Raw genomic sequence first — 26,526 nt, 5'->3', positions numbered from 1 at the left:
CGATAGCATCGCGGGGACATCCGTCCAGCCCCTGAAGGAGCCCTCGTGTCCGACATCACGGTCGTCCGCATCCACGCCGATCAGCGTGCGGAGACCACGGTCACGACGGGCACCAAGGCCTGGGAGCTCTTCCGCGACGAGCCCGACGTCGTCGCCGCCCGGGTCGGTGGCGCGCTGAAGGACCTCGCCCACGAGCTCGCCGACGGTGACGAGGTCGAGGGAGTGGCCATCGACAGCCCCGACGGCCGCGACATCCTGCGCCACTCGACCGCGCACGTGATGGCGCAGGCCGTGCAGCAGATCTGGCCCGAGGCCCGGCTCGGCATCGGGCCGCCGGTCGAGAACGGCTTCTACTACGACTTCGACGTCGAGACCCCGTTCGTGCCCGAGGACCTGGTGAAGATCGAGTCCGCGATGCGCAAGATCATCAAGGAGAACCAGCGCTTCGAGCGGCGGGTCACCACCGACGCCGACGCCCTCACCGAGCTCAAGGACGAGCCCTACAAGATTGAGCTCATCGGTCTCAAGGGCGGCGCCGGCGCGGAGGACGCCGCCGAGGGCGCGAGCGTGGAGGTCGGCGGCGGTGAGCTCACGATCTACGACAACGTCGGCCGCAACGGCGAGGTGAAGTGGTCCGACCTGTGCCGCGGCCCGCACCTGCCCACCACGAAGCGGATCCCGGCGTTCAAGCTGATGCGCAGCGCAGCGGCGTACTGGCGCGGCGACGAGCGGAACAAGCAGCTCCAGCGCATCTACGGCACCGCCTGGGAGAGCAAGGAGGCGCTGGAGGAGCACCTCCACCGCATCGAGGAAGCGGAGCGGCGCGACCACCGCAAGCTCGGCCGTGAGCTCGACCTCTTCTCGTTCCCCGACGAGATCGGCTCGGGCATGGCGGTCTTCCACCCCCGCGGTGGCGTGATCAAGCGGGAGATGGAGGACTACGTCCGGCGCCGGCACCTCGAGGAGGGCTTCGACTACGTCGGCACGCCGCACATCAGCAAGGACGGGCTGTTCCACACCTCCGGGCACCTGCCCTACTACGCGGACACCATGTTCCCGCCGATGGAGATGGAGCACGCCGAGTACCGCCTCAAGGCGATGAACTGCCCGATGCACAACCTCATCTACCGCTCCCGGCAGCGCTCCTACCGCGAGCTCCCGCTGCGGTTCTTCGAGTTCGGCTCGGTCTACCGCTACGAGAAGTCCGGCGTCGTCCACGGACTGACGCGGGTGCGGGCGATGACCCAGGACGACTCCCACTCCTACGTCACCCCCGAGCAGGCACCTGCCGAGGTCGAGCACCTGCTCACCTTCGTCACCGGCCTGCTGCGGGACTTCGGCCTCGACGACTACTACTTCGAGCTGTCGACCCGCGACGACTCCAAGCCCGACAAGTTCATCGGCTCCGACGACCAGTGGGAGACCGCCACCTCGGTGCTCGAGACCGCGGCGCGCAAGTTCGGCGTGGACCTCGTGCCCGACCCGGGCGGTGCCGCGTTCTACGGCCCGAAGATCTCCGTCCAGGCCAAGGACGCGATCGGCCGCACCTGGCAGATGTCGACGATCCAGTACGACTTCAACCAGCCCGCCACCGACCGGTTCGACCTGGAGTACGTCGCCGCCGACGGCAGCCGGCAGCAGCCGGTGATGATCCACTCCGCCAAGTTCGGCTCGATCGAGCGGTTCATCGGCGTCCTCGTGGAGCACTACGCCGGGGCCTTCCCGCCCTGGCTGGCGCCGGTGCAGGTCCAGGGGATCCCGATCGCCGAGCGGCACGAGGACTACCTCTTCGACATCGCGAGGCAGATGAAGGCCCAGGGGCTGCGGGTGGAGGTCGACGACTCCGACGACCGGATGCAGAAGAAGATCCGCAACGCGCAGCTGGCCAAGGTGCCGTTCATGATGATCGCGGGCGACAACGACGTCGAGGCCGGCGCCGTGTCGTTCCGCTACCGCGACGGGCGCCAGGACAACGGCGTACCTCTGGCGGAGGCGATCGAGCGGGTGGCGCGCGCGGTGGCGTCGCGCGAGCAGGTGTGACCACGGCTGACCCGGGCGGGCGCCGTCCGGTCGTCGACCTCTCCGAGGAGGAGGCGCGGCGCCGGCTGCCGCTGAAGTGGGGGGTCCCGGAGGGCGTGCTCCCCGCGTGGGTCGCCGAGATGGACTACGCCGTCGACCCGGTGGTGCTGGACGCCGTCCGTGGGATGCTCGCCGACGGCATCACCGGCTACCCGCCGGACGGCTGGGACGCAGGTCTCGCGACGTCGTACGCCGAGTGGTCGGCGCGGCACTTCGGCTGGGCGCCCGAGCCGGAGGCCGTGCACCCGGTCGTCGACGTGACCGCCGGGGTCCGGCTCGTGATCGACGTGCTGAGCGACCCCGGCGGGGTGGTGTTCCCGACCCCGGGCTACAACGCGCAGCACGGGCTCGCGCGCGTCACCGGACGCGAGGAGCACCTGCTCGAGGTGCCCGCCACGGCCGACCGCGCGGAGATCGACCTCGACCGGCTGGACCGGCTCCTCGCCGACGGGGCGCGGACGCTGCTGCTGACCCAGCCGCACAACCCGTGGGGCCGTGCGTTCACCCGCGCCGAGCTCGAGGGCGTCCGCGACGTCGTCGTGCGCCACGGCGCCCGCGTCGTGAGCGACGAGATCCACGCCCCGCTCGTGCTGCCCGGTGCCGAGCACGTCAGCTACCTGTCCATCGACGGAACGCACGACCACGCGGTCGCGGTGGTGGCGGCGTCCAAGGCCTTCAACACAGCCGGTCTCCGCTGCGCCCAGCTCGTCGTGCCCGACGCGGCTGCCCGTCGACGGCTGGCCGAGCAGCCCATGTCGCGCAACGACTCCTGGTCGCCGCTCGGAGCGGTCGCGGCGCGCGCGGCCTACGAGCACGGCGACGGCTGGCTCGCCTCGCTCGTCGAGCGGCTGGACCAGCAGCGCGCCCTCCTCGTCGACCTCCTCGCCGAGCACCTTCCCGAGGTCCGGATGCGTCCCGTGGAGGCGACCTACCTCGCCTGGCTCGACGCCTCGGCCTACGGTCACGACGACGCGGCCGCCGTGGCCCTCGAGCGCGGTCGGGTCAAGCTCAGCCCGGGTCACGCGTACGCCCCGGGCTCGACCGGCCACGTGCGGCTCAACTTCGCCACCTCGCCCGAGCGGCTCACGCAGATCGTCGAGAGGCTCGCGACGGCCTGGGTCTAGGCGTCCGCGGTGGCGGCGGGATGTGCCGGCTCGCTCGTCGAGCGGCTGGACCAGCAGCGCACGCTCCTCGTCGACCTCCTCGCCGAGCACCTCCCCGACGTCCGGATGCTTCCGGAGGAGGCGACGTACCTCGCCTGGCTCGACGCCTCGGCCTACGGTCACGACGACGCGGCCGCCGTGGCGCTCGAGCGCGGTCGGGTCAAGCCTAGCCCGGGACACGCGTGCGCCTCGGGCTCGATCGGCCACGTGCGGCTCAACTTCGCCACCTCGCCCGAGCGGCTCACGCAGATCGTCGAGAGGCTCGCGACGGCCTGGGTCTAGGCGTCCGTGGTGGCGGTCGGGTGTGCCGGCGGCTGCGCGGCAGGCGACGATGCGTGTCCGGTCTTGTCCACAGATGTTCTTCGAGCCGTGTCAGATGTCGGTGGTGTCACCTAGAATCGAACACATGATCGATCAATCGGCGGCATCCGAGGCGGTTGAGGTGGAGGACCTCACCGCCGCCGAGCTGCTGTCCTTGCTCCGCGAGCGCCGTGCGGCCGAGCACCGCGCAGCCGCCGACCAGCTCGACCTCGCGGCCCGCTGGGCCGACCTCCACCCGCCGGAGTCGATCCACTCCGCCGCGACCTTCACTGTGCCGTCGTGTGAGCACGAGGAGCCCATCGCCGGCGACGGGTGCCCGCTGGTGGCGGAGTTCTGCATCGCCGAGCTCGGCGCCGTGCTGGGCGTCTCGACCACCGCGGCCAAACGGCTGGTCGGGCACGCCCTGGAGCTGCGGCACCGCCTGCCGCGGCTGTGGGCGCAGGTCCACGCCGGACAGGTCCCGCCATGGCGGGCCCGCGCCGTCGCCGAGGCCACCATCCACGCCACCCCGGCGCTCACCGTCGACGCAGCAGGCTGGGTCGACACCCAGGTCGCCGCCGTCGCCGGCAAGGTCGGACCCGCACAGCTCGACCGGCTCGTGGCCGAAGCCATCACCCGCCACCACCTCGCCACACCCGACCCCACCGCCGACCCCGAGGACGGCCACCTCACCATCGACCGGCGCCACGCCACCGTCCACGACGAGGACGTGCACTACGCCGGCACCATGCGCCTCGAGGCCGAGCTCGACATCGCCGACGCCCTCGACCTCGACCGCGCCCTGGCCCACGGCGCCGAGACGTTGAAGGCCCTCGGCTCCAACGCGTCGCTCGACGCCCGCCGCGCCGCCGCCCTCGGCGACCTGGCCCGCACCCAGACCGCCCTCGACCTCCACACCTCAGGCATGCGTAGCGCCCCCGCCCACGACAGCGCCGTCGGTCACGGCACGACGGGAGTTGCCGGCATGCGGGGCGGGGATGGGCTGCCCGTCGCCCGGGAGGTGGTGCTGCACGCCCACTTCGAGACGGCGCTCACCCCGGACGGCGAGACGGTGTTCGGGCCGACCGGCCGGCTCGAGGAGCGCCAGCGGCTGCTGCTGCTCGACCAGGTCAGGAGCTGGTGCGGCGACAGCCGCACCAAGGTCACCGTCAAGCCGGTCATGGACCTCAACACCGACCTGACCGCGCCGGGCTATGCCATCCCCGACCGGATCAGGGAGCACGTCATCCTGCGTGACCGCACCTGCGTCTTCCCCTGGTGCACCCGCCCCGCCCGCAGCTGCGACATCGACCACGTCATCGCCTACGACCACCACGCCGACGCAGACGGCCGGCCCCAACCCGGCCCGACCGCGACCCACAACCTCGCCGCCCTGTGCCGCTCCCACCACCGCCTCAAGACCCACACCGCCTGGCACTACCGCATGACCTCGAACGGCATCTTCGAGTGGACCAGCCCCCACGGCCACCACTACCGACGCGACCACACCGGCACCACAGCGCTCGACCCACCCGATCAACCCGATCGGCCCACCGTCCCGCGACCCCGCCGACCATGACCCCGCACCGGACCCCGCCGCCATGAGTCGGCGGAGCTCCGCCCATGCCCGCGCCGCGTAGCCGGTTCACCACACCGCAGTCGCGTGCGTCGCGACCCGGTGACCGGGCACGGCGGACTCGACCCCGGTCGCATCCCGGCTGACCGGCATGGCGGGCGCACGGTGGTGGCGTGGTCGCCTTCGACGCACCACGAGCAATCTCTGCAACATGACCGGGACCGCGCCTCCGTGCCGCAGAGGGCGCGAGCTCGCGGTCAGCGCACGTGCTTGACGTACCTGCGGCACGGCGACACGAAACGCTCGCCACCGGCGGTGACCTCGTAGGGAAGGTCGCCGGCGTCGGACCAGCCGCGCTTCTCGTAGAACCGCCGCGCGCGGGCGTTGCCGACCACGACGGCGAGCCACGCCACCTCGTGCCCGCCGGCGGCCACGCGTCGCTCGCCCTCGTCGAGCAGCACGGTGGCGAGCCCGGTGCCGCGGGCGTCCCTGGCGACGAACAGCTGCTCGACCTCGTCGCCGACGACCATCACGAACCCGAGCACGGTGCCGTCGTCCGAGACCGCGACCGCCGTGTCGCCGACGCGGGACGGCGTCCGCTCGTGGAAGGCCTCGAGCGTGCGAGCGGCGGCGAGCCCGGCGGGCACGTGACCGGCGTGGCCGTCGTGCCACCCGGCGTGCCACACGTCGGCGACCGCGGCCATGTCCGCGGGGACGGCGGGGCGGATCGACGTCATGGCCCCACCCTAGGATCGCCGCCATGAGTGACGACGGGCTCGAGCGGATCTGGACGCCCCACCGCATGGCCTACGTCCGCACCGCGGTCGACGACGAGGGCTGCCCGCTGTGCGCCATCCCGGGGCACCCCGACGGCGAGTCGCTCGTCGTCGCGCGCGGCGAGGTGGCGTACGCCGTGCTCAACCTGCACCCCTACAACCCCGGCCACCTCATGGTGCTGCCCTACCGCCACGTCGCCGACCTCGCCGACCTCACGCCCGAGGAGTCCGGCGAGCTGATGTCGATGACCCAGCAGGCGCTGCGCACGATCCGCGCGGTGAGCCGCCCGGACTCGTTCAACGTCGGGCTCAACCTCGGCCGGGCCGCGGGCGGCTCGCTGGCCGACCACCTCCACCAGCACGTCGTGCCCCGGTGGACCGGCGACGCCAACTTCATCACCGTCGTCGGCGGCACCAAGACGCTGCCCCAGCTCCTCGAGGACACGCGCGCCCTGCTCGCCGACGCCTGGCCCGGCGCCCCTCGGTAGGGTCGCCGGCGTGACCTCCGGACTCGCCGCGGACGCCCACCTCGCCGCCGACGTGGTCCGCGAGGCGGCGCTGCTGGCGGCCCGGATCCGCGTCGAGGGCCTCGACGTCTCGCGCAAGACCAGCGGGTCCGACGTCGTGACGCAGGCCGACACCGCCGCGGAGCGCCTGATCGTGCAGCGGCTCGCGGCCGAGCGGCCCGACGACGCGATCGTGGGGGAGGAGGGCACGTCGCGGCCCGGGACCTCGGGCCGGACCTGGGTCATCGACCCCGTCGACGGCACCTACAACTTCACCCGCGGCAGCGACTGGTGGTGCAGTGCGATCGCGCTCCACGACGAGGACGACGTGCTGCTCGGCGCCGTGCACCACGCCGCGTCGCTGCGCACCTGGGTCGGCGGGCCCGACCTGCCGAGCACCTGCGACGGCGCGCCGCTGGCGCCGCTGCCCGACACGCCCCGTGACGAGCGCTGCGCGGCGACCTACCTCCACCCGCCCTTCTACGGCGGCCGCGTGGGGGAGGCGTTCGCCCGGGCGCTCGGCCAGGTCGGCACCCTGCGCATGCTCGGGTCGGGGACGATGGACGTCATGGCGATCGCGTCGGGGCAGTGGGACGTGCTGTTCCAGCACTCCGTCGCCGACTGGGACCGCCTGCCGGGAGCCGCGATCATCCGCGGCGCCGGCGGCGCGTCCCTCGTCGTGCCGGCGTCGGGCGTGGACTGGACCGTCACCGGCGCGCCCGCCGCGGTGGCGGACGTCCGCGCCGCGCTGCTGGCCCGATAGCCTGCGGCCGTGCTCGACAGGTTCAAGCAGTTCTGGCAGGGCGTGGTGCTCGCCCCCTTCGTCAACCTCTTCATCCGTCTGGGCATCAGCCCCGACGCGGTGACGCTGGTCGGCACGCTCGGCGTCAGCTTCGGCGCCCTCTACTTCTTCCCCAACGGCATGGTGTGGCAGGGCGTCCTGTTCATCACCGCCTTCGTCTTCAGCGACCTCGTCGACGGCGCGATGGCCCGCAAGGTCGGCCGCACGGACGACTTCGGCGCGTTCCTCGACTCCACGCTCGACCGGGTCGCCGACGGCGCGCTGTTCGGCGGGCTGGCGCTCTTCTTCGCCTGGCACCACGAGAGCCGCCTCTACCTCGTGCTGTGCCTCGTCGTGCTGGTGATGGGCGCGGTGACGTCGTACGCCCGCGCGAAGGCCGACCACCTCGGCTACGACGCCAAGGTCGGGATCGCCGAGCGCCCCGACCGCCTCGTCGGCATGCTGGTGCCGGCGTTCTTCGCCGACCTGTTCGACCTCTGGATCCTGCTCCACGTCAGCCTGTGGGCGCTCGCGATCGCGGCGACCGTCACGGTGGTCCAGCGCATCTGGGTCGTCCGCCGCCAGGCGCTGGCGCGCGCCGCCTCGCAGGCCTAGTCCGGTCCTCCTCCGGTCGCCGCCCGGATGCATCCTTTGGGATGAGTCCGCACTACGATCCAGGCATGGCTGAGCACACCCCCGAGACCCCCATCGAGCGCGGCACCAGCCGCGTCAAGCGCGGCATGGCCGAGATGCTGAAGGGCGGCGTCATCATGGACGTCGTCACCCCCGAGCAGGCGAGGATCGCCGAGGACGCGGGTGCGGTGGCGGTGATGGCGCTCGAGCGCGTCCCGGCCGACATCCGTGCCCAGGGCGGCGTCTCCCGCATGAGCGACCCCGACATGGTCGACGGCATCATCGAGGCCGTCTCGATCCCGGTGATGGCCAAGGCGCGCATCGGCCACTTCGCCGAGGCCCAGGTGCTGCAGTCGCTCGGCGTCGACTACATCGACGAGTCGGAGGTGCTGACCCCGGCGGACTACGCGCACCACATCGACAAGTGGGCCTTCACCGTGCCGTTCGTGTGCGGCGCCACCAACCTCGGCGAGGCGCTGCGCCGGATCACCGAGGGCGCGGCGATGATCCGCTCCAAGGGCGAGGCGGGCACCGGGGACGTGTCGAACGCGGTCACCCACATGCGCACCATCCGCGCCGAGCTCAACCGGCTGCACGGCATGGCCGACGACGAGCTCTACGTCGCGGCCAAGGAGCTCCAGGCGCCCTACGAGCTGGTCAAGGAGGTCGCCGCGGCCGGCAAGCTGCCGGTCGTGCTCTTCACCGCCGGCGGCATCGCCACCCCGGCCGACGCCGCGATGATGATGCAGCTCGGCGCCGAGGGCGTGTTCGTCGGCTCGGGCATCTTCAAGTCCGGCAACCCCGCCCAGCGCGCCGAGGCCATCGTCAAGGCGACGACGTTCTTCGACGACCCCGACGTGGTCGCCAAGGTCTCCCGCGGCCTCGGCGAGGCGATGGTCGGCATCAACGTCGACGACATCCCCCAGCCGCACCGCCTCGCCGAGCGCGGCTGGTGACGCACCCCGCGCGTCCGTGACCCCCACCATCGGCGTGCTGGCGCTGCAGGGCGACGTGCGCGAGCACCTCGTCGCGCTGCGCTCGCTGGGCGCCGACGCGATCACCGTACGCCGTCCCGCCGAGCTCGCCGCCTGCGACGGGCTCGTCGTCCCGGGCGGGGAGTCCACCACGATGGGCAGGCTCGCCACGATCTTCGGTCTGCTCGGGCCGCTGCGCGAGGCCGTGCGTGGCGGGCTGCCCGCGTTCGGCACGTGCGCCGGGATGATCATGCTCGCCGACCGGATCGAGGACGGCGCGGCGGGGCAGGAGACGATCGGCGGCCTGCACGTCACCGTGCGCCGCAACGCCTTCGGGCGCCAGGTGGACTCCTTCGAGGAGGACCTGCACGTCGCCGGGCTCGCGGAGCCGGTCCGCGCGGTGTTCATCCGCGCCCCCTGGGTCGAGGCGGTCGAGGACGACGTCGAGGTGCTGGCCCGGGTGGAGGACGGACCCGCCGCGGGTAGGATCGTCGCGGTCCGTCAAGGCCCCCTGATGGCGACCTCGTTCCATCCCGAGGTCGGCAGCGACGACCGGGTCCACGGCATGTTCGTGGACCTGGTGCGCTCGGCCCGGTGACGCACCACACGAACCGCGACAGATAGAGGGATCCATGTCAGGCCACTCCAAGTGGGCAACGACCAAGCACAAGAAGGCCGCGATCGACGCCAAGCGCGGCAAGCTCTTCGCCAAGCTGATCAAGAACATCGAGGTCGCGGCGAAGCAGGGCGGCGGCGACCCCGCCGGCAACCCGACCCTCTACGACGCCATCCAGAAGGCCAAGAAGAGCTCGGTCCCCAACAAGAACATCGACTCGGCCGTCAAGCGCGGCTCCGGCGCCGAGTCCGGCGGCGTCGACTACCAGGGCATCTCCTACGAGGTCTACGGCCCGCAGGGCGTCGCCTTCCTCGTCGAGTGCCTCACCGACAACAAGAACCGTGCCGCCATGGAGGTCCGCACCGCCGTGACCCGCAACGGCGGCACGATGGCCGACCCCGGCTCGGTCTCGCGGCTGTTCAACCGCAAGGGCGTCGTGGTCGTGCCCAAGTCCCAGGAGGGCCGCGAGGTCACCGAGGACGACGTCCTGGAGGCGACGCTCGACGCGGGCGCCGAGGAGGTCAACGACCTCGACGACGCGTTCCAGGTGCAGAGCGATGCCACCGACGTCGTGGCCGTCCGCACCGCCCTGCAGGAGGCCGGCATCGACTACGACTCCGCCGACGTGGAGTTCGTGGCGAGCCTGGAGATCGCCGTCGACGCCGAGGCCGCCGGCAAGGTGATGCGCCTCGTCGACGCCCTCGAGGACCTCGACGACGTGCAGGACGTCTTCACCAACGTCGACATCCCCGCCGACGTGATGGCCGAGCTCGAGGGCGCCGACGCCTGACCCGCCGCGTGTCGTACGCCGTCCCGCGCGCCCCCCGGGTTAGCGTGGGCGGGCGAACATGTGTTCGGACGGGCCGGGCGGCGGAAGGGGTGGCGGCATGCGGGTGCTCGGCATCGACCCCGGCCTGACCCGCTGCGGTGTCGGCGTCGTCGACGGCAGCGTCGGCCGCCCGTTGTCCATGGTGGACGTCGGCGTGGTCCGCACCAGCTCCACCCTGCCGATCGCCGAGCGGCTGGTCAGCATCGAGCGCGGGCTCGACGCCTGGATCGAGGAGCACCGCCCCGACGCCGTCGCGGTCGAGCGCGTGTTCGCCCGCTCCGACTCCAGCACGATCATGGGCACCGCGCAGGCCAGCGGCATCGCCCTGGTGGTCGCCGCCCGCCGCGGCCTGCCCATCGCCATGCACACCCCGAGCGAGGTCAAGGCCGCCGTGTCCGGCAACGGCCGCGCCGACAAGGCGCAGGTGGGCGCGATGGTCGTGCGCATCCTGCGCCTCGCCGAGCCGCCCCGCCCCGCCGACGCCGCCGACGCGCTGGCGCTCGCCATCACCCACGTGTGGCGCGGCTCCGCGACGTCGCGCATCGACGCCGCGGTCGCCCGGGCCCGCGCCCAGCACCCGAACCCTGTGAGGACCCGATGATCGCCTTCGTGCGCGGCGAGGTCGCCGCCGTGACCCTGTCGAGCGCCGTGCTGGAGGTCGGCGGCGTCGGGCTGGAGCTCATGTGCACGCCCGGCACGCTCGCGACCCTCCGGGTGGGCGCGGCCGCCACGCTGCCGACGAGCATGGTCGTGCGCGAGGACAGCCTGACGATCTTCGGCTTCCGCGACGAGGACGAGAAGCAGGTGTTCGAGATCGTCCAGACCGCCTCGGGCGTGGGTCCCAAGGTGGCCCAGGCCATCGTCGCGGTGATGAGCCCCGACGAGGTCCGCCGCGCGATCACCACCGAGGACGTCAAGGCGCTCACGCGGGTGCCGGGGATCGGCCAGAAGGGCGCCCAGCGGATCATCCTGGAGCTCAAGGACCGCATCGGCCCGCCGGTCGGCGTCCACCACCCCGCCGCCGCGGCGCCCGCGGCCGCACCGTGGCGCGACCAGGTGCAGCAGGGCCTCATCGGGCTCGGCTGGTCGGCCAAGGAGGCCGACAGGGCGGTCGAGGCCGTCGCACCCGGTGCGGGCGACTCGCCCGACGTCGGCGCGCTGCTGCGCGCCGCGCTGCGGACGCTGAGCAAGGCCTGAGCCGGGGCGGGACACCGATGAACTGGGACGACGACGCCGACGTGGACGAGGTCGAGCTCACGGCCGCGGAGCTCAGCCACCTCCAGCGGCTCACCGACGCCGACGCCGACGGCGACGAGCGCGCCGTCGAGGCCGCGCTGCGACCGAAGACGCTCGACGAGGTGGTCGGGCAGGCGCGGGTGCGCGACCAGCTCGGCCTGGTCCTCGAGGCGGCGCGCCGCCGCGGCCGCGCCCCCGACCACGTCCTGCTGTCCGGGCCGCCCGGGCTCGGCAAGACCACGCTCGCGATGATCATCGCCGCCGAGATGGGCACGCCGCTGCGGCTCACCAGCGGACCGGCCATCACCCACGCCGGCGACCTGGCCGCGATCCTGTCGGGGCTCAACGAGGGCGACGTCCTCTTCGTCGACGAGATCCACCGGATGTCACGGCCGGCGGAGGAGATGCTCTACATGGCGATGGAGGACTTCCGCGTCGACGTGGTGATCGGCAAGGGCCCCGGCGCAACCGCGATCCCGCTCGACATCCCGCCCTTCACCCTCGTCGGCGCGACCACCCGGGCCGGGCTCCTGCCGGGTCCGCTGCGCGACCGGTTCGGCTTCACCGCCCACCTGGAGTTCTACGAGCCCGACGAGCTCGACCGGATCGTGCACCGCTCCGCCGGGCTGCTCGGCGTGCACCTCACGGCCGAGGGCTCGAGCGAGATCGCCTCGCGCTCGCGCGGCACGCCGCGCATCGCCAACCGGCTGCTGCGCCGGGTCCGCGACTACGCCCAGGTGCGTGCCGACGGCGTGCTCACCCTCGCTGTCGCCCAGGCCGCGCTCGAGCTGTTCGAGGTCGACGAGTCCGGCCTCGACCGCCTCGACCGGGCGGTGCTCGACGTGCTCTGCCGCCGCTTCGGCGGTGGACCGGTCGGCGTCTCGACCCTCGCCGTCGCGGTCGGCGAGGAGCGGGAGACCGTCGAGGAGGTCGCGGAGCCGTTCCTGGTCCGCACCGGCCTGCTGGCCCGCACGCCCCGCGGCCGCGTCGCGACCCCGGCCGCCTGGCACCACCTGGGGCTCACCCCGCCGCCGGTCCCGAGCGTGGACTCCACGCTCTTCGACGACGTCTGAGCACCCGTAGACTCCTCGGGCCGACACCCACCGATCACCCACGATCTCCCGAGGAGACCCCCACCGTGAACGACCTCGCCGCCCTCCTTCCCCTGGTCGCCATCCTGGCCCTCTTCTGGTTCATGGTGGTCCGCCCGCAGCAGCGCCGGCAGCGGCAGGTCGTGGCCCTGCAGGAGAGCATCCAGGTGGGTCAGCGCGTGATGATGTCGTCGGGCGTCTTCGGCACCGTCGTCTCCCTCACCGACGAGCGCGCCCGCCTCGAGGTGGCGCCGGGGACCCAGATCGAGATCGCCCGTGCGGCCATCGCCAAGGTCGACGAGCCGGTCTCGCAGCAGCCGGGCGAGCCCGGCGATGCCTGACCGGCGTACGGCCCAGGAGGCGCTCGCCCGACTCACCGTCGACGTCCCCGACTGGCCCGAGCCGGGCGTGACGTTCAAGGACATCACGCCCGTCCTGGCCGACCACCACGCCTTCTCGGCGGTCATCACCGCTCTGGCGGCCGCCGGCCGCGACGAGCGCGGCGACGTCGTCGTCGACAAGGTCGTCGGCATGGAGGCCCGCGGCTTCATCCTCGCCGCGCCGGTGGCGCTGGCGCTGGGCGTCGGGTTCGTCCCCGTGCGCAAGGCCGGCAAGCTCCCGCGGGAGGCGCACGCGGTGTCGTACGCCTTGGAGTACGGCGAGGCGACGCTGGAGGTGCACCGCGACGGCATCGCGCCCGGGGAGCGGGTGCTGATGGTCGACGACGTGCTCGCGACCGGCGGCACCGTCGTGGCGACGCGACAGCTCATCGAGGCCTGCGGCGGTGTGGCCACCGGCGCGTCGGTCCTGCTGGAGCTGTCGTTCCTCCAGCCGCGGTCGGTGACCGGCGACCTGCCCGTCTCCACGCTGCTCACCATCTGAGCCGCCTCGCCGCGATCGCCCCCGGTCGGCGCACCAGCCTGCCCGCACCCTCACTAGACTGGGGCAATGGCAGAGGAGCAGGCACCCGCGCAGGAGGGGAAGGCTCCCCTGACCGCGCGCGGCATGCGGGCACGACTGGCCCGCGTGGGCACCCGCCCGCCCTCGTCGAACCCGGTCCTGGAGCCGCTCTTCCGGGCCGTCCGCGCCAACCACCCGAAGGCCGACCTCGCCCTGCTCGAGCGGGCCTACGCCGTCGCGGACAAGTGGCACACCGGCCAGATGCGCAAGAGCGGCGACCCCTACATCACCCACCCCCTCGCGGTCACCACGATCCTCGCCGACATCGGCATGACCGAGCCGACGCTCGTCGCCGCTCTCCTGCACGACACCGTCGAGGACACGCCGTACACCCTCGACGAGCTGCGCGCCGACTTCGGTGACGAGGTGGCGCTGCTGGTCGACGGCGTCACCAAGCTCGACAAGGTGCAGTACGGCGACTCGGCGCAGGCCGAGACGATCCGCAAGATGATCGTGGCGATGTCGCGCGACATCCGCGTCCTGGTGATCAAGCTCGCCGACCGGCTCCACAACATGCGCACCCTGCGCTACGTCCCGGCCGCCTCGCAGGAGCGGTCCTCGCGCGAGACGCTCGACATCTACGCCCCCCTGGCCCACCGGCTCGGCATGAACACGCTCAAGTGGGAGCTGGAGGACCTCGCCTTCGCCACGCTCCACCCCAAGATCTACGACGAGATCGTCCGGATGGTCGCCGAGCGCGCCCCCTCGCGCGACCAGTTCCTCGCCGAGGTCGTCGCCGAGGTCGAGCAGGACCTCAAGTCCGCCCGCATCAACGCCAAGGTGACCGGTCGACCGAAGCACTACTACTCGATCTACCAGAAGATGATCGTCGGCGGCCGCGACTTCTCCGACATCTACGACCTCGTCGGCATCCGCATCCTCGTCGACGAGGACCGCGACTGCTACAGCGCGCTCGGCGTGATCCACTCCCGCTGGAACCCGGTGCTCGGGCGGTTCAAGGACTACGTCGCGATGCCGAAGTTCAACATGTACCAGTCGCTGCACACCACGGTCATCGGCCCACAGGGCAAGCCGGTCGAGGTGCAGATCCGCACCTTCGCCCAGCACCGCCGGGCCGAGTACGGCGTGGCGGCGCACTGGAAGTACAAGGAGAACTCCAAGGCCGGCGTCGACACCGACCGGCTCGGCGACAAGGACGACCTCACCTGGTTGCGCCAGCTGCTCGACTGGCAGAGCGAGGTCGAGGACCCGGGGGAGTTCCTGGAGTCGCTGCGGTTCGAGATGAACCAGCAGCAGGTCTACGTCTTCACCCCGCGCGGCGACGTCATCCCGCTTCCGATGGGGTCCACGCCGGTCGACTTCGCGTACGCCGTGCACACCGAGGTCGGCCACCACACCATCGGCTCGCGGGTCAACGGGCGGCTGGTGCCGCTGGAGTCGACGCTCGACAACGGCGACGTCGTGGAGGTGTTCACGTCGAAGTCGCCGACGTCGGGCCCCTCGCGCGACTGGCTCAACTTCGTGCAGTCGCCGCGCGCGCGCTCCAAGATCCGGCAGTGGTTCACCAAGGAGCGCCGCGAGGAGGCGATCGAGCGCGGCAAGGACCAGATCGCCAAGCTCATGCGCAAGGAGGGCCTGCCCCTCACCCGCCTGATGACGCACGACATCCTCGCCCTGGTCGCCGAGCACTTCCACCACGCCGACGTGTCCGCGCTGTACGCCGCGGTGGGGGAGGGCAACCTCAGCGCCCAGGCGGTGGTGCGGCGGGTCATCGACCTCCACGGCGGCGACGAGGGGGCGCAGGAGGACCTCGCCGAGGGCGTCACCATCACGGGTCGCTCCCGCACCAGCGCGAAGCGCGGCCCCACCGACTCCGGCGTCATCGTCAAGGGCGTCGACGACCTGTGGGTCAAGCTCGCCAAGTGCTGCACGCCGGTGCCACCCGACCCGATCCTCGGCTTCGTGACCAAGGGCGGGGGAGTGTCGGTCCACCGCAAGGACTGCACGAACGCCAGCAGCCTGCTCGGCCAGCCCGAGCGCGTCCTCGAGGTCGAGTGGGCCCCGACGTCGCAGTCCACCTTCCTGGTCAACATCCAGGTCGAGGCGCTCGACCGGGCCCGCCTGCTCTCCGACATCACGATGGCGCTCTCCGACGCCCACGTGAACATCCTCAGCGCCACCCTCTCCACCACGCGCGACCGCGTGGCGAAGAGCCGATTCTCCTTCGAGATGGCCGACGCCGCCCACCTCGACGGCGTGCTGCGCGCCGTGCGCGCGGTCCCCGGGGTGTTCGACGCCTACCGCGTCACCGCGTGACCCGCGCGCCCCTCAGCCGAAGTCGGCGGCGGCCCTGCGGGCCATGTCGAGGAAGGCCTGCTTGTTGGCGAGCTCGGACTCGAGGTCCTTCACCTTGCGCTCGTCGCCCGCGGCGGTGGCCTTGTCGAGCCGCGCCTGCGTCTCGGCGATGCCGGCCTCGAGCTTGCTGATCATGTCGTCGGCACGCGCCGACTTCTCCGGGTCGCTGCGGCTCCACTGCTCGTCCTCGACCGCGCGGATGGCCTGCTCCACCTTGCGCATGCGGCCCTCGAGCTCCTTCATCCGCTCGCGCGGCACCTTGCCGGCGGCGTCCCAGCGGTCGGCCAGGTCGCGGAAGGCCTTCTTGGTCGCCTCGAGGTCGCCCGAGCCGGACTGCAGGGACGGCACCAGCGCCTCGGCCTCGACCAGGATCGCCTCCTTGACCTCGGCGTTGGCGGCGAACTCCTGGTCGAGCGCGGCGTTGGCGGCGTCGCGGGCGCCGAAGAACGTGTCCTGCGCGCTGCGGAACCGCTGCCAGAGCCGGTCGTCGACGTCGCGCGGCGCCGGCCCGGCGGCCTTCCACTCGCGCATCAGGTCGCGGTACCTGCCCGCCGTCGGTCCCCACTCGGTCGAGGTGGACAGCGCCTCGGCCTCCTTGACCAGGCGCTCCTTCACCACGCGGGCGGCGTCGCGGCGCTCGTGCTCCTCGGCGAAGTGCGCCTTGCGGTGGCGCGTGTACGTCGTGCGGGCGGTCGAGAAGCGTCGCCACAGGGCGTCGTCGGTCGCGCGGTCGAGCCGCGGCAGCTCCTTCCACGTGGCCAGCAGCTCGCGCAGGCGGTTGGCGCCGTTGCGCCAGTCGGTGCCCTCCGCGAGGCGCTCGGCCTCGGCGACGAGCTTCTCCTTCGCCGCCTTGGACTCCGCGCTGCGCTGCGCGCGCTCCTCCTTGCGCGCCGAGCGCTGCGCCGCGATCAGCGGCGCGAGCGCGTCGAGACGTGCCGCGAGCGAGACCAGGTCACCGACCGCGTGGGCGTCGACCACCTGCTCCCGCAGCGCCTTGGCCGCCGAGGCCGCCTCCTCGGGGGCCAGGCGACCCGAGGCGACACGCTGCTCGAGCAGGCGGACCTTGCCCTCCAGCTCGTCGAAGCGCTTGGTGAAGAACTCCAGTGCCTCGGCCGGTGTGCCGGCCTCGTAGGACCCGACGGAACGCTCCCCGTCGGCGGTGCGGACATAGACGGTGCCGTCCTCGGCCACCCGACCCCAGGCCACCTCGCCGGGGGTCGAGTCGTCCCGTGACTGCTTGTCGGCGCTCATGGTCGCCCATCGTAGTCATGGCCCGGAGTGCCCTCGGTAGGCTTCCCACCGACGAACGGGCCGCCACGCGGCCGCCCCGGCCCGCCACCGGCGTGCGACCTGCTCGCCACCCGCTCGACAGCCCCCGACTGCAAGGACTGACGCCTGTGTTCATCGCTGGCTTCCCCGCCGGACCCTGGGGGACCAACTGCTACGTCGTGGCGACGGGTCCGGGGACCGAGTGCGTGGTCGTCGACCCGGGCAAGGACGCGGCCGCGGGGGTGGCCGAGGTGGTGGGCGAGCACCGGCTGAAGCCGGTCAGCGTGCTCGTCACCCACGGACACGTCGACCACATGTGGTGCGTGGCCCCGGTCGCCGGCACCTACGACGCCACGGCCTGGATCCACCCCGACGACCGCCACCTGCTGACCGACCCGATGGCCGGGATGAGCCCGGAGACCACGCGGATGCTCCTCGGGGGTGACCACACCTGGGCGGAGCCCGACGACGTACGTGAGCTGTCGGACCTCACCGAGCTCGAGCTGGCGGGCCTGCGGTTCGTCGTCGACCACACGCCCGGGCACACCGAGGGGTCGGTGACCTTCCGCACGCCGTACGCGCAGCAGGACGTCTCCGAGGTGATGTTCTCCGGCGACCTGCTCTTCGCCGGCTCCATCGGCCGCACGGACCTGCCCGGCGGCGACCACGCGACGATGCTGCGCAGCCTCGCCGCCAAGGTGCTGCCCCTCGCCGACGACGTCGTGGTGCTGCCCGGGCACGGCGAGCAGACCTCGATCGGGCGCGAGCGCGCCACCAATCCCTTCCTCCGAGACCTGGTCCAGGACGTGTGATGAGCAAGATCAGCCCGCTGAGCGGGTTCCCCGAGCTGCTGCCCGCGCAGCGCACCGTCGAGCGCGAGGTCGTCGCGTCGCTGTCGCGCACCTTCGAGCTGCACGGCTTCGCCAACATCGAGACGCGTGTCGTCGAGCCGATCGACCGGCTCGCGAAGGGCGGCGAGATCGACAAGGAGATCTACGTCCTGCAGCGCATCGCCGCCGAGCCGGACGCGAAGGCCGAGCTCGGCCTGCACTTCGACCTCACCGTGCCGTTCGCCCGCTACGTCCTCGAGCACGCAGGTCACCTCGAGTTCCCGTTCCGCCGCTACCAGGTGCAGCCCGTCTGGCGGGGGGAGCGGCCGCAGGAGGGCCGCTACCGCCAGTTCACGCAGGCCGACGTCGACATCGTGGGTCGCGACGAGCTGCCGTTCCACCACGACGTCGAGGTCATGTCGGTGATGGTGGACGCGCTCGGCCGCCTGCCGCTGCCCCGCCTGTCCTTCCAGTTCAACAACCGCAAGCTGATCCAGGGCTTCTACCGCGGTCTCGGCATCGACGACGTCACCGACGCGATCCGGGTGATCGACAAGCTCGACAAGCTGCCCGCCGAGGAGGTGGCCGCCCTGCTGGTCGAGCGGGTCGGCACCACGGCGGAGCAGGCGCAGCGCTGCCTGGAGCTGGCGACCATCCGCGTCGCGGACGGCTCCCTCGTCGAGCGGGTGCGCGCGCTCGGCGTCACCGACGCGCTGCTCGACGAGGGCCTCGAGGAGCTCGCGGCGGTCGTCGACGGCTGCCGGGCCGTGGCCGGCGACCGCGTCGACGTGGAGGCCAACCTGCGCATCGCTCGTGGGCTCGACTACTACACGGGCACGGTCGTGGAGATCTTCATGGCCGGCTACGAGCGGCTGAAGTCCGTCGGCGGGGGAGGGCGCTACGACGCGCTCGCCAGCGACGGCCGCACGACGTACCCGGGCGTGGGCGTCTCCTTCGGCGTCTCCCGCACCCTGGTCCCGCTCATCACCGACGGCGTCCTCTCCGGGAGCCGGCCGGTGCCCAGCGCGGTGCTCGTGGCCGTCAGCTCCGAGGAGGAGCGGGCGGCCAGCACCCGGGTCGCCGCTGCGCTGCGGGCCCGCGACATCGCGTGCGAGGTCGCCCCGTCGCCGGCGCGGTTCGGCAAGCAGATCCGCTTCGCCGAGCGTCGCGGCATCCCCTACGTCTGGTTCGTGCAGCCCGACGGCACCAGCCAGGTGAAGGACATCCGCACGGGGGACCAGGTCGAGGCCGATCCGTCGACCTGGATCCCGCCCGAGGCCGACCTCCGGCCCACCACCATCAGCACAGCCATCAGTGAGACCGAGGAGATCCAGTGATCCGCACCCATGACGCCGGCGCCCTGCGTGCCGAGCACGTCGGCCAGACCGTCACGCTCGCCGGGTGGGTGGCGCGCCGTCGCGACCACGGCGGCGTCGCGTTCCTCGACCTCCGTGAGGCCAGCGGGGTGGTGCAGGTCGTCGTCCGCGACGAGGAGATCGCGCACAGCCTGCGCAGCGAGTACTGCCTGAAGGTGACCGGCGAGGTCGTCGCGCGCAAGGAGGGCAACGAGAACTCCCAGCTCGCCACCGGCGAGATCGAGGTCGTCGCCACCGACCTCGAGGTGCTCTCGACCTCCGACCCGCTGCCGTTCCCCATCGACGACGCGTCCGGGCACAAGGGCGGCGAGGTCGGGGAGGAGGCCCGCCTCAAGCACCGCTACCTCGACCTGCGCCGCGCGGGCCCCAACGCCGCCCTGCGGCTGCGCAGCAGGATCAACAAGTCGGCCCGCGACGTCCTCGACGCGCGCGGCTTCGTCGAGGTCGAGACGCCGACGCTGACCCGCTCGACGCCGGAGGGCGCACGCGACTTCCTGGTGCCGGCCCGGCTGGCACCGGGCAGCTGGTACGCCCTGCCGCAGAGCCCGCAGCTGTTCAAGCAGCTGCTGATGGTCGGCGGCATGGAGCGCTACTACCAGATCGCACGCTGCTACCGCGACGAGGACTTCCGCGCCGACCGCCAGCCGGAGTTCACCCAGCTCGACATCGAGATGAGCTTCGTGGACCAGGAGGACGTCATCACGCTGATGGAGGACGTCCTCGAGGCGATGTGGGCCCAGGCCGGCCACACGATCGAGCGGCCGCTGCCGCGGATGACGTACGCCGAGGCGATGGCGAGGTACGGCTCGGACAAGCCCGACCTGCGGATGGGCCTCGAGCTCGTCGACTGCACCGAGTACTTCGCGGACACCACCTTCCGGGTCTTCCAGGCCGACTACGTCGGCGCGGTGGTCATGCCGGGTGGCGGCAGCCAGCCGCGTCGCCAGTTCGACGCGTGGCAGGACTGGGCCAAGCAGCGTGGCGCGAAGGGCCTGGCGTACGTCACCGTGGCCGAGGACGGCGAGCTCGGCGGCCCGGTCGCGAAGAACCTCAGCGACACCGAGCGCGCGGGCCTCGCGGCCCACGTGGGTGCGAGCCCCGGCGACTGCGTGTTCTTCGCCGCCGGCCCGGTCAAGAGCAGCCGCGCGCTGCTGGGCGCCGCCCGGCTGGAGATCGGCCGCCGCGGGGGCATGCTCGACGACTCGCGGTTCGCCTTCACCTGGGTCGTCGACGCGCCGCTGTTCGAGCCGAGCTCGGAGGCGGTCGCGAGCGGTGACGTCGCGGTGGGCGCGGGCGCCTGGACGGCCGTGCACCACGCCTTCACCAGCCCGAAGGCCGAGTTCCTCGACACCTTCGACACCGACCCGGGCAGCGCGCTGGCCTACGCCTACGACATCGTCTGCAACGGCAACGAGCTCGGCGGTGGGTCGATCCGTATCCACCGCAGCGACATCCAGAAGCGCGTCTTCGCGGTGATGGGGCTCTCGGAGGACGAGGCGCAGGAGAAGTTCGGCTTCCTCCTCGACGCCTTCAAGTTCGGGGCACCGCCGCACGGCGGCATCGCCGTCGGCATGGACCGCATCGTCGCGCTGCTCGCCGGCACGGACTCGATCCGCGACGTGATCGCCTTCCCGAAGTCCGGGGGCGGCTACGACCCGCTCACGGCGGCGCCTGCGCCCATCACGCCGGAGCAGCGCAGGGAAGCCGGCGTGGACGCCGTGCCGGCGGACGTCGCCTCCGGCCAGGGGAGCCACGAGGAGTAGCCGCCCCTCGATTCCGCACCCTCACGACCCCGCCCCCTCGGCGAGCCGCACGACGGCGCGCCGAGGGGGTTGTCGCGCGCCGGAAGGTCGCCCGGCGCGGGCCGCCGACGGCGGAAGAACCGACGTCCGGTCACCGAACAGACGGACGAACGGCGCACCCGGTCGCCGAACGCGTCGTAACGGGATCGTTACTCATCAGTGATCGTCCCCGCGTCGTGGGTCACATAGAGTCCCGTTCGGCGCGGTCCCGGGAGGGACCCGCAGGGCGCCACTGAACCCGGACGCGATGGGGAGAGAATGTCGGCACAAGCGACAGGGCCTGAGACCCTGGGCTCGCTCAGCGACGAAGCGCAGATCACCGACCCGAACAGCAAGCAGGCCAAGGAGATCTCCGGCAAGTCGCCGATGCAGATCGCGTTCGCCCGCCTTCGGCGCGACAAGATCGCGATCGTCTGCGCCGTCGTCGTCCTGTTCTTCGTGCTCGTCGCGATCTTCGCCGACCTCATCGCGAAGGCCTTCGGTGTCGACCTGGAGACGGTCACGGCGTGCGAGGTGCTCGAGTGCAACTTCGCCAACCCGGGCGTCGGCTACCCCAAGACGGGCCCGCCGTTCAACGACTTCGACCCCTCGCACCCCTTCGGCCTCGCCCCCCGCACCGGTGCCGACAACCTCGCGCACTGGATCTACGGCTGCCGGACCTCGCTGCTGATCGCGGGTGCCGCGACGCTGTTCGCGTCGGTGTTCGGCATCATCGTCGGGCTGGTGGCGGGCTTCGCCGGCGGCGTCGTCGACAAGGTGCTGTCCTTCGTCATCGACTTCTTCCTCACCATCCCCTTCCTGCTCGCGGCGCTGACCATCGCCCCGATCATCATCGACCGCTTCGGCACCAGCGACAGCTACGAGACGGTGCAGATCGCCTCGCTGATCGGCATCCTGTCGCTGTTCGGCTGGATGACGGTGGCCCGCCTGATCCGCGGTGAGGTGCTCTCGCTGCGCGAGCGCGAGTTCATCCACGCGGCCCGGGTGCTCGGCATGCCGACCAAGCGCATCCTCTTCCGCGAGCTGCTGCCCAACCTCACCGCGCCGATCGTCATCAGCATCTCGCTGATGCTGCCGGCCTTCGTGGCGGCGGAGGCCGGCCTGGCCTTCCTCGGCATCGGCGTCACCGGCAGCGCGTCGTGGGGCCAGACCATCGCCAACGCGGTGCCCTACTGGAGCAACTACTCGCTCTACCTGTGGGAGCCGCTGATCGGCGTGGTGGCCCTCGTCCTCGCGCTCAACCTCCTCGGCGACGCGGTACGCGACGCGTTCGACCCCAAGACCCGCCGCTGAGCGGGTCACCCAGACGTCACCCGGGCGCTTCCGTGGTGCGAACAACAACGAAAGGCTGGACAATGAGACGGAGCAAGGCGGCGGGAGCACTCGCCACCAGTGCCGCGCTCGTGACCCTCGCTGCCTGTGGTGGCGGCGGCGGGAACGAGGACGAGACCGGCAGCGACGGCAACGACGGCTTCCAGAACGCTGCGGAGACCATCGCGAAGGACGAATCGCGCCAGGGCCCCGCGCCCGAGGTCGAGGGCGCATCCGCCGGCGGCACCATCACGGTGTACCTGCCGGACGACCCGGGCCCCGAGGACCTCGACCCGACCAACGGCTGGTCGGTGACGGGCAACTCGATCCAGCAGGCGCTCACGCACCGGTCGCTGACCCAGTACGCCCGTGACAACGAGACCGGCGAGATGGTGCTCGTCCCGGACCTCGCGACCGACCTCGGCTCCCCGAACGAGGACTTCACGGAGTGGACCTTCACCATCCGTGAGGACGCGACGTGGGAGGACGGCAAGCCGATCACCGCTGAGGAGGTCGCCTGGGGCATCGAGCGCTCGCTCGACTCCGAGGCCTTCCCGTCCGGTCCCGGCACCGAGTACTCCAAGCACTACTTCCTCGACGCCGACAAGTACAACGGTCCCTACACCGACAAGGGCAAGGACTACGAGGGCATCACCTTCGACGAGGCCGCCCGCACGGTGACCATCAAGATGTCCATGCCGTTCCCCGACATGGACTACTGGGGCGCCTTCATGGCGATGGGCCCGGCCCCGCTCGGCAAGGTCTCCGACCCGCCGGAGTACGGCCGCAGCCCGCTCTCGACGGGCCCCTACAAGGTGGAGTCGTTCCGCCCGAGCGAGGAGCTCGTGCTCGTCAAGAACGACGCCTGGGTTGCCGAGTCCGACCCGGCCCGTCACCAGTACGCCGACAAGTGGGTCTTCAAGTTCGCTGCCGACCCGACCCAGACCGACGAGCTGATGCTCAGCGGCAACACCGAGTCGCAGACGGCCCTCTCGGCCAGCATCACCGCCGAGAACTACGCCAACTTCAACCAGGAGCTCGGCGACCGCCTCGTGCAGCAGTCGGCGCAGTGCACCAGCTTCTGGGCGCCCGACTACGAGAAGACGACGCCGGAGATCCGCAAGGCCCTGGCGTACGCCTACCCGTACGAGAGCGTGTGGCAGGCCTCCGGTGAGGTCCCCGGCGTGACCCGCGTCCCGGCGAACTCGATCATGCCTCCCGGCATGGCGGGCAAGTCCGACTACCAGGTCGACGGCGAGCAGATCACCTACCAGCCCGAGAAGGCGAAGGAGCTCCTGGCCGAGGCCGGCGAGGAGGGCTTCGAGATCCACATGGCCTACAACACCGGCTCGCCGACCACCGAGGCTGCTCAGAAGCAGATCGAGAAGGGCCTCACCGACTCCGGCTTCACGGTCAAGTCCTACCCCGTGCCGATCGAGACCTCGCTGTACACGATCTGGACCGACCCGGACAACAAGATCAACAAGAAGCTCAACCTCCGCGGTGTCAACTGGTGCTCGGACTGGCCGTCCGGCTCCACGATGATCCCGGCCCTCCTCCGTACGGGCGCCACCTACAACACGGCGTTCTTCTCCGAGCCGGAGATCGACGAGAAGATGGACGAGATCGGCACCCTGCCGCTCGAGGAGCAGCCCGACGCCTGGGGTGCCCTCGACGAGGAGATCGCGACCGAGTACTACCCGATCATCCCGACCGCGTTCCGCAACGACCTCTTCGCCTTCGGCGAGAAGATCGGGAACCCGACTGGTGACGGTGCGCTCGGTGCGCCGAACTACAAGGATCTCTACGTCGCTCAGTGATCCTGAGGTCGGCTGACCCAGTCGACCCTGCTCCACCTCGGTGTGGGGGCCCCGTTCACGCGGGGCCCCCACACCACCGTGTGCCGGCAACGCCGGCAGCTGCTTCCAACCCCGGAGGGAAATCCTCGTGTTCGCCTACGTCGTCAAGCGCCTGCTCTCGGGCGTGGTCGTCCTGTTCCTCATCTCGATGAGCGTGTTCCTGCTGTTCTGGTACGGACCCTCCGAGCCCGCCCAGACGATCTGCGACAACGACACCAGCAACCGCTGCACCCCCGCGCGCCTCGAGGTGTTCCGCGAGAACCTCGGCTTCAACAACGCGTGGTACGAGGAGTACGGCAAGTTCATGAAGGGTGTCGTGGCCGGGCGCGAGATCCAGTTCGGCAGCACCACCAAGTTCGACTGCCCGGCTCCGTGCCTGGGCTACTCCTACCGGACCAAGGCCCCGGTGTTCGAGGAGATGAAGGACCGCATGCCCGCCACGTTCTCCGTGGCGCTCGGCGGCGCGTTCCTCTACCTCAGCCTCGGCATCCCCATCGGTGTCGCCGCGGCCCGAAGACGAGGGACAGTGGCCGACAAGGCGCTCGTGTCGAGCTTCCTGGTCATCTCGTCCATCCCGTACTACCTGTTCGCCCTGCTGACGTGGCTCTTCCTCACGATCAGCTGGGAGATACCCCTGTTCTCCGACACCGGCTACTTCCCGATCACCGACAACCCGGCCAAGTGGTTCAGCGGGATGCTGCTGGCCTGGCTGGCCCTCGGTGCCTTCGGCTGCACCTCCTACACCCGCTACTCCCGCGGGTCGATGGTCGAGGTGCTCAACGAGGACTACATCCGCACGGCGAAGGCCAAGGGCCTGGCCGCCAACACCGTGGTCTACAAGCACGGGCTGCGTGCCGCCCTCGTGCCCGTGATCACCATCTTCGGCATCGACTTCGGCACCCTGCTCGCAGGTACGATCTTCACCGAGACGATCTTCGACATCGACGGGATCGGGTTGTGGAGCCTCCAGGCGGTCGCCCAGCGTGACCTGCCCGTGGTCTCGGCCACGGCCCTGTTCGGCGCGGCCGTGCTGATCATCTCCAACATCGTCGTCGACGTCATCTACAGCATTCTCGATCCCCGAGTGAGGCTCTCTTGACCATCACGTCCCCCTCCTCCGCCGCGTCGCAGGCCGACGTCGACGGACCGTTCCTCCAGGTGGAGGACCTCACGGTGACGTTCCCCACCCAGGACGGTCCCGTCCAGGCCGTGAAGGGGCTGAGCTACTCGGTCGAGCTCGGCAAGACGCTCGGCATCGTGGGCGAGTCCGGCTCCGGCAAGTCGGTCTCCAGCATGGCGGTGATGGGCCTGCACGACGCGAAGTCGAGCGAGATCACCGGCTCGATCCGCGTCGGCGGCACCGAGGTCATCGGACTGGGCGAGAGCCGCATGCGCAAGCTGCGCGGCAACGCGATGGCGATGATCTTCCAGGACGCCCTCGCCGCGCTGCACCCCTTCTACCGGGTCGGCGACCAGCTCGCCGAGGCCTACGCGATGCACCACCCCAAGGCGTCCAAGCGCGACGCGCGCCGCAAGGCGATCGAGATGCTCGACCGCGTGGGCATCCCGCAGCCCGACCGCCGCGTGGACGACTTCCCCCACCAGTTCTCCGGCGGCATGCGGCAGCGCGCGATGATCGCGATGGGCCTGATCAACGACCCGTCGCTGCTCATCGCCGACGAGCCCACCACCGCGCTCGACGTGACGGTGCAGGCGCAGATCCTCGACCTGCTGCAGGACCTGCAGCGCGAGTTCAACTCCGCGGTCATCATCATCACCCACGACCTCGGCGTGATCGCCGAGATGGCCGACGACGTCCTCGTGATGTACGCCGGCCGCTGCGTGGAGTACGGGACGACCAAGGAGATCCTCACGCGTCCTGAGATGCCGTACTCCTGGGGCCTGCTCTCGAGCATCCCCGACGTGACGGCGTCCACCGACGCACGGCTCATCCCCATCCCCGGCAACCCGCCGAGCCTGCTGAAGCCGCCGTCGGGCTGCCCGTTCCACCCGCGGTGCGCCCACCGCGACAAGGTGCCCGGCGACCTGTGCGTCACCGAGCTGCCCGCCCTCACCCCGGCCAGCAACCGAGCCGGCCACCTCAAGCGGTGCCACCTGCCCAACCCCCAGGAGATCTACCAGCTCGAAGTGCTGCCCGAGATCGCCCCCGACCTCGCCGAGGAGATCCGATGAGCCAGGACCCCAACGCCAAGGTCGGCATCGACGTCAGCGAGGTCGGCGCC

Annotated in this window: 25 protein-coding genes; 23 read left to right on the top strand and 2 right to left on the bottom strand. The window is 71.4% G+C overall.

What is annotated here, in order from left to right:
- Positions 1-45: 45 nt before the first annotated feature.
- The 4 genes from thrS to J3P38_RS01040 all read left to right on the top strand — a co-directional run bounded on the left by thrS (position 46) and on the right by J3P38_RS01040 (position 5,121).
- Positions 46-2,040, top strand: coding sequence for a threonine--tRNA ligase (gene thrS, locus J3P38_RS01055; RefSeq protein WP_210437906.1), 1,995 nt, complete (start codon positions 46-48; stop codon positions 2,038-2,040).
- Complete coding sequence (locus tag J3P38_RS01050; RefSeq protein WP_210437904.1) at positions 2,037-3,203, top strand: MalY/PatB family protein; 1,167 nt, start codon at positions 2,037-2,039, stop codon at positions 3,201-3,203. The genes thrS and J3P38_RS01050 overlap by 4 nt, the downstream gene beginning before the upstream one ends.
- A gap of 9 nt (positions 3,204-3,212) precedes the next feature.
- Positions 3,213-3,524, top strand: coding sequence for an aminotransferase class I/II-fold pyridoxal phosphate-dependent enzyme (locus J3P38_RS01045; RefSeq protein ID WP_210437902.1), 312 nt, complete (start codon positions 3,213-3,215; stop codon positions 3,522-3,524).
- Positions 3,525-3,648: 124 nt separating this feature from the next.
- Positions 3,649-5,121 (top strand): HNH endonuclease signature motif containing protein, encoded by a 1,473-nt coding sequence (locus J3P38_RS01040; protein WP_210502415.1) that lies wholly within the window; start codon positions 3,649-3,651, stop codon positions 5,119-5,121.
- A gap of 254 nt (positions 5,122-5,375) precedes the next feature.
- Here J3P38_RS01040 and J3P38_RS01035 read toward each other — a convergent pair whose 3' ends face one another.
- Positions 5,376-5,855, bottom strand: coding sequence for a GNAT family N-acetyltransferase (locus tag J3P38_RS01035; protein WP_210502414.1), 480 nt, complete (start codon positions 5,853-5,855; stop codon positions 5,376-5,378).
- A gap of 23 nt (positions 5,856-5,878) precedes the next feature.
- Here J3P38_RS01035 and J3P38_RS01030 point away from each other — a divergent pair, with 23 nt between their 5' ends.
- The 12 genes from J3P38_RS01030 to J3P38_RS00975 all read left to right on the top strand — a co-directional run bounded on the left by J3P38_RS01030 (position 5,879) and on the right by J3P38_RS00975 (position 15,797).
- Positions 5,879-6,382, top strand: a complete 504-nt coding sequence (locus tag J3P38_RS01030) for an HIT family protein (protein WP_210437896.1) — start codon at positions 5,879-5,881, stop codon at positions 6,380-6,382.
- A 10-nt stretch (positions 6,383-6,392) separates the two neighbouring features.
- Complete coding sequence (locus J3P38_RS01025; RefSeq protein WP_210502413.1) at positions 6,393-7,163, top strand: inositol monophosphatase family protein; 771 nt, start codon at positions 6,393-6,395, stop codon at positions 7,161-7,163.
- A gap of 9 nt (positions 7,164-7,172) precedes the next feature.
- Entirely contained in the window at positions 7,173-7,796 is a 624-nt protein-coding gene (gene pgsA / locus J3P38_RS01020; RefSeq protein ID WP_210502412.1) for a phosphatidylinositol phosphate synthase, read from the top strand.
- A gap of 65 nt (positions 7,797-7,861) precedes the next feature.
- Positions 7,862-8,770 (top strand): pyridoxal 5'-phosphate synthase lyase subunit PdxS, encoded by a 909-nt coding sequence (pdxS, locus tag J3P38_RS01015; RefSeq protein WP_210502411.1) that lies wholly within the window; start codon positions 7,862-7,864, stop codon positions 8,768-8,770.
- Positions 8,771-8,786: 16 nt separating this feature from the next.
- On the top strand, positions 8,787-9,386 hold the full coding sequence (pdxT, locus tag J3P38_RS01010) for a pyridoxal 5'-phosphate synthase glutaminase subunit PdxT (protein WP_307807628.1): 600 nt from the start codon (positions 8,787-8,789) through the stop codon (positions 9,384-9,386).
- A gap of 34 nt (positions 9,387-9,420) precedes the next feature.
- Complete coding sequence (locus J3P38_RS01005; RefSeq protein ID WP_210502410.1) at positions 9,421-10,194, top strand: YebC/PmpR family DNA-binding transcriptional regulator; 774 nt, start codon at positions 9,421-9,423, stop codon at positions 10,192-10,194.
- Positions 10,195-10,291: 97 nt separating this feature from the next.
- The gene (ruvC, locus tag J3P38_RS01000) at positions 10,292-10,834 is read left to right on the top strand and encodes a crossover junction endodeoxyribonuclease RuvC (protein ID WP_210437886.1); all 543 of its coding nucleotides are present in this window, start codon (positions 10,292-10,294) and stop codon (positions 10,832-10,834) included.
- Positions 10,831-11,430 (top strand): Holliday junction branch migration protein RuvA, encoded by a 600-nt coding sequence (gene ruvA, locus J3P38_RS00995; protein ID WP_210502409.1) that lies wholly within the window; start codon positions 10,831-10,833, stop codon positions 11,428-11,430. Before ruvC ends, ruvA begins: the two co-directional genes overlap by 4 nt.
- 17 nt (positions 11,431-11,447) lie before the next feature.
- Positions 11,448-12,542 carry a Holliday junction branch migration DNA helicase RuvB gene (gene ruvB / locus J3P38_RS00990; protein WP_210437882.1) on the top strand — a complete coding sequence of 365 codons (1,095 nt, stop codon included), beginning with the start codon at positions 11,448-11,450 and terminating at the stop codon, positions 12,540-12,542.
- Between the two features lie 65 nt (positions 12,543-12,607).
- Positions 12,608-12,901 (top strand): preprotein translocase subunit YajC, encoded by a 294-nt coding sequence (gene yajC, locus J3P38_RS00985; protein ID WP_210437867.1) that lies wholly within the window; start codon positions 12,608-12,610, stop codon positions 12,899-12,901.
- A complete protein-coding gene (locus tag J3P38_RS00980) occupies positions 12,894-13,442 on the top strand; it encodes an adenine phosphoribosyltransferase (protein ID WP_210502408.1) in 549 nt (182 codons plus the stop codon). The genes yajC and J3P38_RS00980 overlap by 8 nt, the downstream gene beginning before the upstream one ends.
- Positions 13,443-13,508: 66 nt before the next feature.
- On the top strand, positions 13,509-15,797 hold the full coding sequence (locus J3P38_RS00975) for a RelA/SpoT family protein (RefSeq protein ID WP_246855603.1): 2,289 nt from the start codon (positions 13,509-13,511) through the stop codon (positions 15,795-15,797).
- Positions 15,798-15,809: 12 nt separating this feature from the next.
- Here the strand turns inward: J3P38_RS00975 and J3P38_RS00970 are convergent, their stop codons facing one another.
- Positions 15,810-17,087: a DUF349 domain-containing protein gene (locus J3P38_RS00970; RefSeq protein WP_210437863.1), complete on the bottom strand. Its 1,278-nt coding sequence runs from the start codon at positions 17,085-17,087 to the stop codon at positions 15,810-15,812.
- Between the two features lie 146 nt (positions 17,088-17,233).
- On the opposite strand from J3P38_RS00970, the gene J3P38_RS00965 reads away from it, so the two are divergent.
- From J3P38_RS00965 to J3P38_RS00935, 7 genes are all read left to right on the top strand, one after another.
- A complete protein-coding gene (locus J3P38_RS00965; RefSeq protein ID WP_210502407.1) occupies positions 17,234-17,917 on the top strand; it encodes an MBL fold metallo-hydrolase in 684 nt (227 codons plus the stop codon).
- The gene (gene hisS / locus J3P38_RS00960; RefSeq protein WP_210502406.1) at positions 17,917-19,272 is read left to right on the top strand and encodes a histidine--tRNA ligase; all 1,356 of its coding nucleotides are present in this window, start codon (positions 17,917-17,919) and stop codon (positions 19,270-19,272) included. Before J3P38_RS00965 ends, hisS begins: the two co-directional genes overlap by 1 nt.
- Positions 19,269-21,074 (top strand): aspartate--tRNA ligase, encoded by a 1,806-nt coding sequence (gene aspS, locus J3P38_RS00955; protein WP_210502405.1) that lies wholly within the window; start codon positions 19,269-19,271, stop codon positions 21,072-21,074. Before hisS ends, aspS begins: the two co-directional genes overlap by 4 nt.
- Before the next feature lie 297 nt (positions 21,075-21,371).
- Positions 21,372-22,406 (top strand): ABC transporter permease, encoded by a 1,035-nt coding sequence (locus J3P38_RS00950; protein WP_210502404.1) that lies wholly within the window; start codon positions 21,372-21,374, stop codon positions 22,404-22,406.
- 62 nt (positions 22,407-22,468) lie between these two features.
- A complete protein-coding gene (locus J3P38_RS00945) occupies positions 22,469-24,244 on the top strand; it encodes an ABC transporter substrate-binding protein (RefSeq protein WP_210437847.1) in 1,776 nt (591 codons plus the stop codon).
- 127 nt (positions 24,245-24,371) lie between these two features.
- Positions 24,372-25,382, top strand: a complete 1,011-nt coding sequence (locus J3P38_RS00940; protein WP_210437845.1) for an ABC transporter permease — start codon at positions 24,372-24,374, stop codon at positions 25,380-25,382.
- Positions 25,379-26,476 (top strand): ABC transporter ATP-binding protein, encoded by a 1,098-nt coding sequence (locus tag J3P38_RS00935; RefSeq protein WP_210437843.1) that lies wholly within the window; start codon positions 25,379-25,381, stop codon positions 26,474-26,476. The genes J3P38_RS00940 and J3P38_RS00935 overlap by 4 nt, the downstream gene beginning before the upstream one ends.
- Positions 26,477-26,526 lie beyond the last annotated feature (50 nt).

The sequence above is a fragment of the Nocardioides xinjiangensis genome (genome assembly GCF_017916455.1).
Classification (GTDB): Bacteria; Actinomycetota; Actinomycetes; order Propionibacteriales; family Nocardioidaceae; genus Nocardioides; species Nocardioides xinjiangensis.
The sequence above is the reverse complement of the archived record's forward strand: the minus strand, read 5'-3'. Positions and strand labels throughout refer to the sequence as shown.

Coding starts and splice junctions, on each gene's coding strand:
- J3P38_RS01040 (WP_210502415.1), top strand. CDS start 3,649: ATGATCGATCAATCGGCGGCATCCGAGGCGGTTGAGGTGGAGGACCTC.
- J3P38_RS01035 (WP_210502414.1), bottom strand. CDS start 5,855: ATGACGTCGATCCGCCCCGCCGTCCCCGCGGACATGGCCGCGGTCGCC.
- J3P38_RS01030 (WP_210437896.1), top strand. CDS start 5,879: ATGAGTGACGACGGGCTCGAGCGGATCTGGACGCCCCACCGCATGGCC.
- pdxS (WP_210502411.1), top strand. CDS start 7,862: ATGGCTGAGCACACCCCCGAGACCCCCATCGAGCGCGGCACCAGCCGC.
- J3P38_RS01005 (WP_210502410.1), top strand. CDS start 9,421: ATGTCAGGCCACTCCAAGTGGGCAACGACCAAGCACAAGAAGGCCGCG.
- ruvC (WP_210437886.1), top strand. CDS start 10,292: ATGCGGGTGCTCGGCATCGACCCCGGCCTGACCCGCTGCGGTGTCGGC.
- ruvA (WP_210502409.1), top strand. CDS start 10,831: ATGATCGCCTTCGTGCGCGGCGAGGTCGCCGCCGTGACCCTGTCGAGC.
- ruvB (WP_210437882.1), top strand. CDS start 11,448: ATGAACTGGGACGACGACGCCGACGTGGACGAGGTCGAGCTCACGGCC.
- J3P38_RS00980 (WP_210502408.1), top strand. CDS start 12,894: ATGCCTGACCGGCGTACGGCCCAGGAGGCGCTCGCCCGACTCACCGTC.
- J3P38_RS00975 (WP_246855603.1), top strand. CDS start 13,509: ATGGCAGAGGAGCAGGCACCCGCGCAGGAGGGGAAGGCTCCCCTGACC.
- J3P38_RS00970 (WP_210437863.1), bottom strand. CDS start 17,087: ATGAGCGCCGACAAGCAGTCACGGGACGACTCGACCCCCGGCGAGGTG.
- hisS (WP_210502406.1), top strand. CDS start 17,917: ATGAGCAAGATCAGCCCGCTGAGCGGGTTCCCCGAGCTGCTGCCCGCG.
- J3P38_RS00950 (WP_210502404.1), top strand. CDS start 21,372: ATGTCGGCACAAGCGACAGGGCCTGAGACCCTGGGCTCGCTCAGCGAC.
- J3P38_RS00945 (WP_210437847.1), top strand. CDS start 22,469: ATGAGACGGAGCAAGGCGGCGGGAGCACTCGCCACCAGTGCCGCGCTC.